Source organism: Xanthomonas sp. CPBF 426, assembly GCF_903989465.1.
Classification (GTDB): domain Bacteria; phylum Pseudomonadota; class Gammaproteobacteria; order Xanthomonadales; family Xanthomonadaceae; genus Xanthomonas; species Xanthomonas euroxanthea.
Genome location: NZ_LR861805.1, coordinates 2,632,695 through 2,645,477 on the forward strand (window position 1 = coordinate 2,632,695; position 12,783 = coordinate 2,645,477).

Annotated in this window: 12 protein-coding genes; 3 read left to right on the forward strand and 9 right to left on the reverse strand. The window is 66.6% G+C overall.

The genetic code is table 11. The features are described 5' to 3' along the window. Nucleotides 1–59: 59 nt before the first annotated feature. The 8 genes from argC to H7A87_RS11335 all read right to left on the reverse strand — a co-directional run bounded on the left by argC (nucleotide 60) and on the right by H7A87_RS11335 (nucleotide 7,832). Complete coding sequence (gene argC, locus H7A87_RS11300) at nucleotides 60–1,010, reverse strand: N-acetyl-gamma-glutamyl-phosphate reductase (RefSeq protein ID WP_119128683.1); 951 nt, start codon at nucleotides 1,008–1,010, stop codon at nucleotides 60–62. Next, nucleotides 1,007–1,618: a GNAT family N-acetyltransferase gene (locus tag H7A87_RS11305; protein ID WP_119128864.1), complete on the reverse strand. Its 612-nt coding sequence runs from the start codon at nucleotides 1,616–1,618 to the stop codon at nucleotides 1,007–1,009. Before H7A87_RS11305 ends, argC begins: the two co-directional genes overlap by 4 nt. A 5-nt stretch (nucleotides 1,619–1,623) precedes the next feature. After that, nucleotides 1,624–2,967 (reverse strand): acetylglutamate kinase, encoded by a 1,344-nt coding sequence (locus H7A87_RS11310; RefSeq protein WP_119128682.1) that lies wholly within the window; start codon nucleotides 2,965–2,967, stop codon nucleotides 1,624–1,626. Between the two features lie 48 nt (nucleotides 2,968–3,015). Next, nucleotides 3,016–4,116, reverse strand: coding sequence for an acetylornithine deacetylase (locus H7A87_RS11315; protein ID WP_119128681.1), 1,101 nt, complete (start codon nucleotides 4,114–4,116; stop codon nucleotides 3,016–3,018). A 196-nt stretch (nucleotides 4,117–4,312) separates the two neighbouring features. Further along, the gene (locus tag H7A87_RS11320; RefSeq protein WP_119128680.1) at nucleotides 4,313–5,506 is read right to left on the reverse strand and encodes an argininosuccinate synthase; all 1,194 of its coding nucleotides are present in this window, start codon (nucleotides 5,504–5,506) and stop codon (nucleotides 4,313–4,315) included. A gap of 35 nt (nucleotides 5,507–5,541) precedes the next feature. Then, a complete protein-coding gene (locus tag H7A87_RS11325; protein ID WP_119128679.1) occupies nucleotides 5,542–6,012 on the reverse strand; it encodes an OsmC family protein in 471 nt (156 codons plus the stop codon). Next, nucleotides 6,009–7,028, reverse strand: coding sequence for an N-acetylornithine carbamoyltransferase (locus H7A87_RS11330; RefSeq protein ID WP_119128678.1), 1,020 nt, complete (start codon nucleotides 7,026–7,028; stop codon nucleotides 6,009–6,011). Before H7A87_RS11330 ends, H7A87_RS11325 begins: the two co-directional genes overlap by 4 nt. A 312-nt stretch (nucleotides 7,029–7,340) precedes the next feature. Next, nucleotides 7,341–7,832: a hypothetical protein gene (locus tag H7A87_RS11335; RefSeq protein WP_180497017.1), complete on the reverse strand. Its 492-nt coding sequence runs from the start codon at nucleotides 7,830–7,832 to the stop codon at nucleotides 7,341–7,343. A 186-nt stretch (nucleotides 7,833–8,018) separates the two neighbouring features. On the opposite strand from H7A87_RS11335, the gene cysS reads away from it, so the two are divergent. The 3 genes from cysS (at nucleotide 8,019) to H7A87_RS11350 (ending at nucleotide 11,426) form a co-directional block, all read left to right on the forward strand. Continuing rightward, nucleotides 8,019–9,443, forward strand: a complete 1,425-nt coding sequence (gene cysS, locus H7A87_RS11340) for a cysteine--tRNA ligase (RefSeq protein ID WP_180496637.1) — start codon at nucleotides 8,019–8,021, stop codon at nucleotides 9,441–9,443. Nucleotides 9,444–9,741: 298 nt separating this feature from the next. Continuing rightward, nucleotides 9,742–10,179 carry a SufE family protein gene (locus tag H7A87_RS11345; RefSeq protein ID WP_016903219.1) on the forward strand — a complete coding sequence of 146 codons (438 nt, stop codon included), beginning with the start codon at nucleotides 9,742–9,744 and terminating at the stop codon, nucleotides 10,177–10,179. Continuing rightward, nucleotides 10,176–11,426: an MFS transporter gene (locus tag H7A87_RS11350; RefSeq protein ID WP_104586172.1), complete on the forward strand. Its 1,251-nt coding sequence runs from the start codon at nucleotides 10,176–10,178 to the stop codon at nucleotides 11,424–11,426. The genes H7A87_RS11345 and H7A87_RS11350 overlap by 4 nt, the downstream gene beginning before the upstream one ends. 247 nt (nucleotides 11,427–11,673) lie before the next feature. On the opposite strand, the gene dksA is transcribed toward H7A87_RS11350, so the two are convergent. Next, complete coding sequence (dksA, locus tag H7A87_RS21000; RefSeq protein ID WP_119128675.1) at nucleotides 11,674–12,717, reverse strand: RNA polymerase-binding protein DksA; 1,044 nt, start codon at nucleotides 12,715–12,717, stop codon at nucleotides 11,674–11,676. Nucleotides 12,718–12,783 lie beyond the last annotated feature (66 nt).

Consider the following 12,783-nt stretch of genomic DNA (forward strand, 5'->3'; position numbering starts at 1 on the left):
AGTCGTCCAGTTAAATCAACGCACATGGAGGTGCGGGCTCTTGCGAGGGACTCGCATCATCAGCCAATCGCGGTCAATTCGTCCCAGCCCAACGCCAGGTTGAGATTCTGCATCGCCTGTGTCGCCGCGCCCTTGAGCAGGTTGTCCAGCGTGGCCACCACCACCACCCGCTTGTTGCCCGGCGCCAGCGTCACGCCGCCGATCTGCACGCCATGCCTGCCGGCAATGCGGCTGACCCACGGCGCTTCATCGACGATCTCGATCAGCGGCTCGTCGGCGTAACGCTGCGTGTAGCGCGCCTGGATCTGCTCGCGTGTCAGCGCTTGCTGCAGCCACAGGTTGACGGTCATGGTGATACCACGGAAATGCGGCGCCACATGCGGCATGAACTCCACCGGCACCCCGAGCTGCGCAGAGACTTCGCGCTCATGCATGTGGTTGGTCAGCGCATACGGCATCAGGTTATCGGCCAGCAGCTCGGGGTTGTTCTTGTCCGACGGCGTGGTGCCCGCACCGGAATAGCCGGACACGCCGAAACACTGCGGCGGGCCGGCCAGTTGGTCGAGCAAGGGCGCGATCGTCAGCTGCATCGCGGTGGCATAGCAACCCGGGTTGCTGATGCGCTTCTGCCCGGCGTAGCTGCCGCGCGTCAGCTCGGGCAGCCCGTAATACCAGGCCGGATCGAAGCGGTAATCGGCCGACAGATCGATCAGCAGTGTCTGCGGCCTGGCCGCATCGATCGCCGCGACGAAGGGTTCGGCCTTGCCGTTGGGCAATGCCAGGATCACCACGTCGGCGGCCTTGGCGGCCACCGCGTCGGCATCCAGGCTCTCGTAGCGCAATTCGCCACGATACGCAGCGTTGTGGTCGGCCACCGGCTGCCCGGCCAGTTCGCGCGAGGACACGAACAGCAGCTGCAGATGCGGGTGTGCCACCACCAGCTTGATCAATTCCGATCCGGTATGCCCGCGGGCACCGACGATGCCGATGGTCGTTGCTTGAACAGTCATGCGTTTGCTTCCAGGCGGAACTGCAGGTGGCGTTTGACCCCGGCCCATTCCGTATCGATGATGGAGAACAGCACGGTATCGCGCGGTGTGCCGTCAGGGTGACGGGTGTAATTGCGCAGCACGCCGTCCTGCTTTGCACCAAGCCGCGCAATCGCCGCGCGCGAGGTGTGATTGAACCAGCTGGTCTCGAACACCACGCTCAGGCAGCCCAGCGTCTCGAAGGCGTGCTGCAGCAGCATCCGCTTGGTGTCGGTATTGACGCCGCTGCGCTGCACGCGCGGCGCGTACCAGGTGTAGCCGATCGACAGCTTGGGCACTGTCGCATCCAGCCCGTAATAGCGTGTGCAGCCGACGACCTCGCCGGCCGCATCGCGCACCACGTAAGGCAGCACCCGCCCGTCGGCTTGCGCATCCAAGGCCGCGCCCACGTAGTCGTCCACCTGCGCCGGTGCCGGCACGCCGGTGTACCACAGCCGCGACAAGGCCCCATCGCCCAGCGCAGCGCGCAGACCATCGGCATGCGCAGCCTGCAATGGTTCCAGTGTTGCGTGTTGCCCGCGCAACGTGGGCAGCTCGCGCCAAAGCGATGGCAATGCGACGGGCGCCATCGTACTCAGCCCAGCAGCGTCGGCTGGCGCGTCGCGCAATGCGCCACGCAATGCTGGATCTGCTCGAAGCTCTCCAGCCCGTACCAGAACACCTTCCACTTCTCCTGCTTGATGCAGCCGTCGGACTCGGCGTAGTAGAAGATGTTGACCTGGTTGTTGTGCCGCGAGCGCCAGAACAGCTGCGGAGTCTCCTCGCGCATCACGTTCCACACCGCACGGCCCAGGCCTTCGCCCTGCGCATCGTCGAGCACCGCGAACTTGTCCAGGTAGATCAACGCACTTGCACCCAGCATGCCCTCATCGGTGAGGATCACCGCCGCGCGATAGTTCTCGCTGACATAGGCACGCAGCAACCTGGTGTTGCTGAAGTACTCGGGCACCAGCGTGCGGCCGAAGCTGGATTCGATCAGGGTCTTGAGCCGTGGCAGGTCCAGTTCGTCCCAGGAGGTCGCGCGCAACACGCGCTCGCCGCGCCGCACCAGCGTGCCCGAGCCCTTGTGCGTGAACAGCTCCTTGGCCAGATCCGCCGGCCGGGTGATCGATACCGACGATTCCAGCGGCAGGCGATCGAGCAGGTCCTTGATCTGTTCGATCTTGACCCGCATCCCGCCGTTGATCCACGGCTGCTGCATCAGGTGATCGAACTCGGTGGACAGGTTGATCGAATCGATCACCTTGCCATCGGCATCCAGCAGACCGCCGGTGCCGGTGAGGAAGATGATCTTGTATGGCTGCAGCTCCTGCACCAGTTCATTGGCGGCAAAATCCGCGTTGATGTTAAGGATCTGCCCGCTCGGCGTCTCGCCCAGGCTGGTGATGACCGGAATCGAGCCGGCCTGCAGGCTGGCTTCGATCGGCGCCAGGTTCACCGCCTTGACCTCGCCGACCAGGCCATAGGTGTCGCGATCCAGATACTGCGCTTCGAACACGCCGCCGGTGATCGAGGTCGCACGCGCGCCATTCTGCTGCAGCGCTTCGACCAGCTTGAGGTTGGAGGCCTGGAACACCTTGCGCACGATCGCCAGCGCTTCCGGCGAAGTCACCCGCAAGCCGTTGACGGTCTGTTTTTCGATGCCCGCTGCAGACAGCTCCGCATCCAGCTGCGGGCCGGCGCCATGCAGCACGATCGGGGTCAGGCCCACTTCCTGCAGGAACGACAGCGAGGAGGTCAGCGCGTCCAGGTCGTCGCGCAGCACCGCGCCGCCCACCTTGACCACCGCAAAGCGTTTGGCATCCAGCTGCGAGAAACGCTTGAGGTACTGGCTGATTTCCTTGGCGCTGGCCATGCTCGAAAGCAGGCGCACGATGGTCTGACGGGTCTGTTTGTGGGGCTGTGCGGAGAGGGACATTGCCGTGATCGAAGAGAGGAATGGCCGCGCCAGGCGCGGAACGCGGCTTCAGTTGCAGCCGTTGATGATGCGATGGACCGACTCGGCGTAACGCTGCAACTGCGCAAGCGTCACGAACTCGTCGGCGGTGTGCGCCTGGGCGATGTCGCCCGGTCCGTACACCAGTGCGGTATAGCCACCGGCCGAGAACAGCGAGGCCTCGGTCCAGAAATCCACTGCATTGCCGATCGGCAGGTCCAGCGCATCGGCGACATCGCGTGCGGCCAGGCGGCGCTCTTCTGCACGCGCGATGTCACCCGACGGCAGGCTCGGCCCGCGAAAGGTTTCTTCGAACTGCGCTGCCGCAGGATCGGCGAAGCCAGCAAACGTGGCCAGCAAGCCGTCCACGTCCATCGACGGCAGCGGACGAAAGCCGAAACGCAGCTCGGCTGCCGGGGCGATCATGTTGGCCTTGATGCCACCCTCGACGCGGCCGATGTTGAAACGCAGGCCGGTCAGGCCGCCGAAGCGCGCATGCGCCAGCGACTCGATATGCTCCAGTGCCCTGCCGCCCCAGCGCATCGCCTGGTGCAGCGCACTGGCGGATGGATCCTGCTTGCCCGACGCATGCCCGGCACGCCCGGCAAAGCGCATCAGCACCGAGCTGATCCCGCGATGCGCCAGCACCGCCTCGCTCATGGTCGGCTCGGCGACCAGCACCGCCTCATACGGCACGCCGCGCGCCAGGAACGCGGCGATGCAGCGCGGGTCGTTGGCTTCCTCGTCGGAGGAAAACAGGAATGCCGCATCGCCCTGCCCGGCATTGGCCGCCGCCACCAGCGCCGCTGCCGCCCCCTTGATGTCGCAGACGCCCAGACCGATCACGCGATCGTCGGTACGCCGCATCACGTGCGGATCGGCACTCCAGTGCGGCGAATCCGGCACCGTATCCAGATGCACGTTGAACAGGTACTTGGGCGCACCGCGCACCGCATACAGGCTCACCGCACCCGCACCGTGGTCGATCACCTCGACCTGGAACCCGGGCAGCTGCGCGCGCAGATAATCGAAGATGCCGCCCTCGGCAGCGATCGCCCGCGGCGGGTTGCGGGTGTCGAAGGACACCAGCTTTTGCAGATGCGTCAGTGTGTTGTCGAGCAGTGTGGTCATTGATCGCGTCTTGATTGCGTCGGCCAGAGGGTGGTCGGTCTTTCTAACGCCCCTCTGGCCCATCCCCCGCCTGCGGGGGAAGGTGCCCGACAGGGCGGATGGGGGCATGCGGCAGGTCGCCCTCATCCGGCGCGATGCGCCAGCTTCTCCCGCACGCGGGAGAAGCAAGATGCCGGCTGCCTGCGGAGCGGTCGCCTCAGCGATTCACCTGGGCGTACAGCGTCGAGCTCATCCCGAACAGCTTGATGAAGCCTTCCGCCTCTTCCACGCCCCAGTCGGCCGACTGCGCGTAGGTCGCGCCCTTGGTGTTGAGCAGATGCGGCGAACGCACCGCCACCGCATCGACGCGGCCACCGCGGGTTTCCAGCGTGACCTCGCCGTTGACCTTGGACTGCGACGACTTCAAAAACGCCTCGATGTCGGTCTTGAGCGGATCGTGATAGAAGCCTTCGTACACCAGCTCCACCCACTTGCGCGCCACATCCGGCTTGAAGCGGTTCTGCTGCTTGGTCAGCACCGCATCTTCCAGCGCGCGGTGCGCGGTCAGCAGCGAGATCAGACCCGGTGCTTCGAAGACGATGCGGCCCTTCAAACCGATCACGGTGTCGCCGGTATACACGCCACGGCCCACGCCGTAGGGTGCAAACAGCTTGTTGAGCTGGGCCAGGATCTGCTCGCCGGGCAGCGTCTTGCCGTTGAGCGCGACCGCCTCGCCTTCGACGAACGTCAGGGTGACGGTCAGCGCTTCGACCGGCCACTCGCTGCGCGGCGCGCACCAGCCACGCGCACCTTCACCCGGCGCTTCCCAACGGTCGATCTCGCCGCCGGACATGGTCAGCCCGAGCAGGTTCTCGTTGATGGTGTAGGCCTGCTGCTTGGCGCGCACGCCGAAGCCGCGCTCTTCCAGATACTTCTGCTCGTAGGCGCGGGTCTGGGTGTGCTCCTTCTGGATCTCGCGGATCGGCGCCACGATCTGGTAGTCGCCCAGCGCCTTGACCGCCAGATCGAAGCGCACCTGGTCGTTGCCCATGCCGGTGCAGCCGTGGGCGATGCTGCGCGTGCCCAGTTCCCCGGCGCGCTTGAGCGCGGCATCGACGATCAGGTAACGGTCGGACACCAGCAACGGGTACTGGCCCTGGTAGCCCTCGCCGGCCCACACGAACGGCTTGACGAAGCCCTGCCAGATGGCCGGACCGCCATCGACGGTGACATGGCTGGCCGCGCCCAGCTCGGCGGCGCGCTTCTCGATGAAGTCGCGTTCCTCCGCATCCACGCCGCCGGTATCGGCGAACACGGTGTGCACCGCATAGCCCTGCGCCTGCAGATACGGAATGCAGAAGCTGGTGTCGAGGCCGCCGGAGAAGGCGAGAACGATATCTTTGCTGCTCATGACGAAGATCCTGGGGGGAAGGTAGAAAAGGGAACCTACTCGACAACCACGACGCGCGGCTCGCAGCGCACCGGGAAGTTGACCGAACGGGCGATGAAACAGGCCGCGTGCGCGGCATGGTGCAGCGCCTGCGCGGCCGCCGGATCACCGGCGGAAATCGTGACGACCGGATGCAGCACCACCTCGCGGAACTGGCCGCCGCCGGCGTCGGTCAGCATCGTGCCGCCGGCCTCGTCGACGTAGCCGCGCACCACCACGCCGGCCTCGGCGGCCAGATGCAGGTACCAGAGCATGTGGCAGGCCGACAGCGAGGCCACGAGCAGATCCTCGGGGTTGTGCCGCGAGGCGTCGCCGCGGAACGCCGGGTCGGCCGAACCGGCCAGCGTCGGCTTGCCGGCGATGGCGATCTCGTGCTCGCGGCCATAGCCGCGGTAGCTCCCAGTGCCCTCGCCGCGATCGCCGGTCCAGGTAACCTGCGCGGTGTAGTGATGGGTGTGGCCGCTCATGCCCGGCCTTGGCCGACCAGCGCCGCCATGATCGCCTTCTGGACATGCAGGCGGTTCTCGGCCTCGTCGATGGCGATGCAGTTGGGCGAATCCATCACCGCGTCGGTGGCCTTGACGTTGCGACGCAGCGGCAGGCAGTGCGAGAACACGCCGTTGTTGGTCAGCGCCATCTTGCGTTCGTCGACGATGAAGTGCTGGTACTGGTCGCGGATCGGCTTTTCCGGCTCCCAGTTACCGAAGAACGGCAGTGCGCCCCAGCTCTTGGCATACACCACGTCGGCGCCGGCATAGGCGCTGTCGATGTCGTGGCTGACCTGTAGCGAGCCGCCGCTTTCGGCCACGTTCTGCGCCGCCCAGTCCATGTAGCGCTCGTCCAGGATGTAGTCCGGCGTCGGGCACAGCAGGGTCACGTCCATGCCCATGCGGGTGGCGATGGTCAGCGCGGAATTGGCCACCGCGGTGTTCAACGGCTTGGGGTGATAGGTCCAGGTCAGCACGTACTTCTTGCCGCGCAGATCCTGGGTGCCGAAGTGTTCCTGCAAGGCCAGCGCGTGCGCCAGCTCCTGGCACGGGTGGGTGATCGTCTCCATGTTGATCACCGGCACCGGCGAGTACTTGGCGAAGCTCCTGAGCACCTGGTCCTCGCGGTCCTTGGACCAGTCGACGAACTTCGGGAACGCGCGCACGCCGATCAGGTCGACATAGCGGCCCAGCACGCGCGCCACTTCGGCGATGTGCTCCTCGGTGTCGCCATCCATCACCGTGCCCAGATTGAACTCGATCGGCCAGGCATCCTTGCCCGGCTGCAGCACCACTGCATGCCCGCCCAGCTGGAACGCGCCCAGCTCGAAGCTGGTCCGCGTGCGCATGGACGGGTTGAAGAACACCAGCGCGATCGACTTGCCCTTCAGCTCGCTTCCCAGCTTGTTGCGTTTGAACAACGCGGCCTGGGTCAACAGCGCGTCCAGTTCGGCGCGGCTCCAGTCCTGGGTGTTCAAGAAGTGCTTCAGTGACATCGATCGGTCCTTGTGCTGCGTGCTTCTGCTGCGTGGTCCGCCAGGAGCGACGGGGTGCGCGACATGCGCGTTTCTTGCGGTTGAAACTTTTGTGACGTCAAAACGAAAAAACCCAGCCTCAGGGCTGGGTTTTCAACAGCGGAACAGCCAAACGCTCCGGTTACCCAGCGAAAATGTGGGATTCCGGTCGGCGGGCACGCGAGGTCATGCCGGAGGCCATCCGGGCGGCGCTGGTGTCGTGCTGAAAGGCGTTTGCGTGCATAGGGCGCGAATCCTCGCATGCATGCGGGTACGGCGCAACCGCTGCGCAGCTCAACGCGGCGGCGCGACGATGGCGTCGGGGATGTAGGGGGTGACCGACACACGGATGCGCAGCCGGTTGCCCGGGTCCTCTGGCAGCCGCGAGCGGTACTTGGTGCCCTTGTAGACGTAGTCCACGTCGAAGGCGATCGGCCGCCGGAACTCGCGCGGCACTTCCACCACCCGGCAGTTGCGCCGCGTGCTGGTCGGTGGCACTGCCATCGGCACGGCGGCCGGCTCGGGGCGCCGCGAGAACATCTCCTTGACCGAATCCACCATCCGGTTGATGCGGCCTTCGTCCTCGGCCGGCACCGCCGGCGCGACCGGCTCGGCCTCGCACTGCTCCTCGATGCGGGTGGCACGCAAGGTCTGGTAGACCGGCTCGACGTTGAGCACCTGCGCGTAATCCAGCTTCACGTTCTCGATCACCACCACCCTGTTCTTGGGATCGGTCTCTGCCGCATGCGCTGACGGTGCCTGCCCGGCGAACACACACAGCAGCAGGAAGAACGGGGAAGGTCGCATCAGTACCAGGGGGGCGGAGCGAAGCAATACGTAAGTGTATGGAGCTTGCGACCCCTTGGGCTGAACGCAGCCCATCCGGTCACCGGCATCATGGAAGGCAGACGGCTGGTTCGCCATCCCGCCGCGACCGGCTAGAATCGCCCGGTTATCCTTTTCCAGATGCCGATGAGCCTGCGCCTGCACAACAACCTGACGCGGCGGGTCGAGCCGTTCGCACCGCTCGATCCGTCCAGCCCCACCCTGTATGTGTGCGGCCCCACCGTCTACAACTACGCGCATATCGGCAACGCCCGCGGCCCGGTCGTGTTCGATGTGCTGGCCGCACTGCTGCGGCGGCGCTTCGGGGCGCTGCGCTACGCGCGCAACATCACCGACGTGGACGACAAGATCAATGCCGCTGCGCAGGCGCAGGGCGTGCCGATCTCGACCATCACCGACCGCTTCGCGGCGATCTATCGCCAGGACATGGCCGCGCTCGGCGTGCTGCCGCCGGACATCGAACCGGAAGCCACCGCGCATATCCCGCAGATCGTGGCGATGATCGAGCAGCTGATCACCAATGGGCATGCCTATGCCGCCGAGGGCCATGTGCTGTTCGCGGTGGCCAGCTTCGCGCACTACGGCAAGCTCTCGCGCCGCGATCCGGACGAGATGCTGGCCGGCGCGCGCGTGGACGTGGCGCCGTACAAGCGCGACCCGGGCGACTTCGTGCTGTGGAAGCCGTCCAGCGACGAGCTGCCCGGCTGGGACTCGCCCTGGGGCCGCGGCCGCCCGGGCTGGCATATCGAATGCTCGGCGATGGCCGCCGCGCACCTGGGCCCGACCATCGACATCCATGCCGGTGGCGTGGACCTGCAGTTCCCGCATCACGAGAACGAGATTGCGCAGAGCGAATGTGCGCATGGCGGCGCCACCTTCGCCCGCTTCTGGCTGCACAACGGCATGCTCAATTTCAGCGGCGCCAAGATGAGCAAGTCGCTGGGCAACATCGAGACCGTGCACGACCTGATCGCCAGGCACCCGCCCGAGGCGCTGCGCTACGCGCTGCTGAGCGCGCATTACCGGCAGCCGCTGGACTGGTCCGATGGTTTGATCGAACAGGCCAAGAACACGCTGGATCGGCTGTACGGCACCGTGCGCGACCTGGCCGCGGCCGAGCACGCCGCAGGGATCGCCCCCGCGCCGCCGGCCGCGATTCCCGACGAGGTGGAGGCCGCGCTCGACGACGACCTCAACACCCCGCTTGCGCTGTCGGTCATCGCCAGCATCGCCTCCGAGGCCCGCGCGCTGCGCACCCAACTCGCGCAGGGCGGCGACGCACCGGCAGGTGTTGCCGCGCTGTCCGCGCTGAAGTCCCGGCTGCTCGGCGCAGGCCTGGCACTGGGATTGCTGCAGCAGGATCCGGCCGCCTGGTTCTCGCGCGGCACCGACGCCGGCGACGATGCGCGCATCACTGCGCTGGTCGAAGAACGCAATGCCGCGAAGAAGGCCAGGGATTTTGCCCGCGCCGATGCCATCCGTACGCAGCTGGCCGACGAAGGCATCGTGCTGGAAGACACCCCGCAAGGCGTGCGTTGGAAGCGCGCATGACCCTCTTTCCTTCTCCCGTCGGGAGAAGGTGCCCCGCCGGGGCGGATGAGGCTGCGAGCGAAGCCACATGCATCTTCCTTGAGGTAAGGGCGACGCCACCCGCATCGAATTCCAGCGAGGCGTCACCCCTACCCTCACCCCCAACCCCCGCTCCGCGCCCCGGCCCGTGCTGGCGGCGCGGGCGCTCCAAGGCACGCGCGCCCATGGCGCGCAAACCGCGCCTTCTCGCCCCGGCGGGAGAGGGGCACCCTTGCGGTGTCGCCGGGCAGCGCGATCACCGACCGACTCTGGATTTTTGATGACCACCACCCCCTTCCCGCTCGAACCCACCGCCGTCGACGCACAGGCCGCCATCGCCGAGGAGTTCTCCTTCTTCGGCGACTGGTCCGAGCGCTACCAGTACCTGATCGACCTGGGCCGCAAGCTGCCCAGCTTCCCCGAACAGTGGAAGACCGAAGAACACCGCCTGCATGGCTGCCAGTCGATGGTGTGGATCGTGCCGGAGGGCAATGCCGAGCGGCTGGACTTCCACGCCGTCAGCGACTCGGCGATCGTGTCCGGGCTGATCTATCTGGCCTTGCGCGTGTACTCCGGGCGTAGCGCGCAGGAGATCCTGGCCACCGAGCCGGACTACATCGCCGGAATCGGGCTGGCCAAGCATCTGTCGCCGACCCGCAGCAACGGCGTGGCGGCCATGCTGGCCTTCATCCGCGACACCGCCCGCGCGCAGCAGTGAGTACGCCGACGCCCTCGCCCGCCGCCTCGCTGCGTACGCTGCTCGCCCACCCCGGCTTCGGCCTGGTGCTGCTGTATCGCGTGGCGGCGATGCTGTCGTACCAGATCGTCGCGGTCACGGTCGGCTGGCATATCTACGAGATCACCCGCAATCCGCTCTCGCTCGGCTTGATCGGCCTGGCGGAGATCCTGCCGTTCTTCTGCATCGCGCCGTTTGCCGGCTATCTGGTCGATCACCTGCCGCGCCGCCGCCTGGGCACGATCGCGGTGCTGGGCCTGGTCGCCACCGCGCTGCTGTTGCTGGCCATCACCCATGGCTGGCTGCCGGTGCAAGGCGTGTGGCCGATCTATGCAGCCATCGCACTGACCGGTGCGGCACGCTCGTTCCTGTCGCCGGTCTATAACGCGCTGTTCGCACGTGCGCTGCCGCGCGAGGCCTTCGCCCGTGGCGCCAGCATCGGCAGCGTCACCTTCCAGGCCGGCATGGTGATCGGCCCGGCGCTGGGCGGCGTGCTGGTCGGCTGGGGCGGCAAGGGGTTGGCCTATGGCGTGGCCGCCAGCGTGGCGTTGGTGGCGATCCTGGCACTGGCGCTGTTGCGGGTCAGCGAGCCGGTCAACACAGGCCCGCGCGCGCCGATCTTCCGCAGCATCGCCGAAGGGGCGCAGTTCGTGCTGTCCAACCAGATCATGCTGGGCGCGATGGCGCTGGACATGTTCTCGGTGCTGCTGGGCGGCGCGGTGTCGATGCTGCCGGCCTTCATCCACGACATCCTGCATTACGGCCCGGAAGGCCTGGGCATCCTGCGCGGTGCCCCGGCGCTGGGGTCGATCGTGGTCGGGGTGTGGCTGGCCCGGCACCCGCTGCAACGCAATGCCGGGCGCATCCTGATGCTGTCGGTGGCCGGCTTCGGGCTGTGCACGATCGCATTCGGCCTGTCGCGGCACTTCTGGCTGTCGGCGGCGATCCTGCTGGTGTACGGCATGTGCGACGGCGTGTCGGTGGTGGTGCGTCAGACCATCCTGCAGCTGGCCACGCCCGATGCGATGCGCGGCCGGGTGTCGTCGATCAACGGCATCTTCATCGGCTCGTCCAACGAGCTGGGCGCGTTCTACGACGGGGTGATGGCGCGCCTGGTCGGCCTGGTGCCGGCGGTGGTGATCGGCGGCTGCGTGACCCTGGGCGTGGTCGCCACCACCGCGTGGAAGGCGCCCAAGCTGCGCACGCTGGATCTGCGCGACCTGCAGTGAGCCCTGCAACGATGCGGTGCCGGTTGCGCCAATGCAGCCGGCACTGTTTCGCCGCGTATGCCGGGCCGGGCACGGCACGCCCGTACATCTGGCCCACATCAGGCAAGCGACGCCCACCAGGCCGCCCGCCCTGCGTCAGGCATGTCGATGCATCGAAACGCCATTGCGTGTGCGCGATGCGCACAAAAAACCCCGCACATGGCGGGGTTTTTCAGTCGACGGACAAGGCCTGGACCTTGTCGAACGATCAGTCGCCCTGCTGCTTCTGCAGGTGCTCCCAACGCTCCTGGGCGTCGATGGTGCGCTCAGCGGTCAGACGCGCTTCCAGGCGGTCGATGCCGATCTCTTCGCCGGTGTCCACGCAATAGCCGTAATCGCCGTCTTCCAGGCGCTTGAGCGTGCTGTCGATCTTGCCGATCAGCTTGCGGTGACGGTCGCGGGTACGCAGCTCCAGCGAGTTCTCGGTCTCGCGCGTGGCACGCTCGGCTTCGTCGCCGATGTCGCGCACTTCTTCGCGCAGGTTTTCGATGGTCTGCTTGGACTCTTCGACCAGGTCGTTGCGCCAGCTCTGCAGCCGCTGACGGAAGTACTCCTGCTGCAGCTTGCTCATGTACTCCTCATCGGCTGCAGGCTTGTAGCCCTGCGGCAGGATCGGACGACCGGTGGCTTCATCGGTCTTGTACTCGACCACCTTGTACTTGGTCTTGGGGGTCGGGCTGGACGGCTTGGAGGTCACGGCCACGGCCACCTTGCCGACCGGACGGGTCGCAGCGGGCTTGGCGGGGGCTTCGGTTTTGGTTGGCGTTTTTGCTGAAGATTTCGAAACGGGCACGGGATTCTTAGGTGACGGGGTCGCAGGCTTTGCCGGCTTCGCAGGGACGGCCTTGGAGACCGGTGCGGGCGCGGGCTTTTCAGCCTTGACCGGGACTGACTTGGCCGGAGCCGACTTGGTAGCCGGCTTCGGTGCGGACTTGGGCGCCACCGGCTTGGCGGCCGGTTTGGCGGCAGCCGGAGCTGCCTTGTTCGCCGCCGGCTTGGCAGCACTCTTGGCGACAGGAGATTTTACAGGTTTGGAGGCCGCGGGTTTGGACGCTGCGCTCTTGGAGACCGGCGCCGGCTTGGCCGTGGTCTTCGTCGCAGCTGCCTTCTTGGCGACAGGCGGCTTGGCGGGCGGTGTCGCCTGCTTGGCGGCCGGTTTTGCAGCGGCGGGCGCCGCTGCCTTCTTCGCAACGGGTCTGGCGGACTTCTTGGCGGCCTCTACGGCCTTTTTTGCAGGTTTTTTAGCAGCCACGAAACGCTCATCCTTGGTTCCCCCGGGGCCCGGGAAAGCGGGCCTTTATAGCTTACCCCACGGACC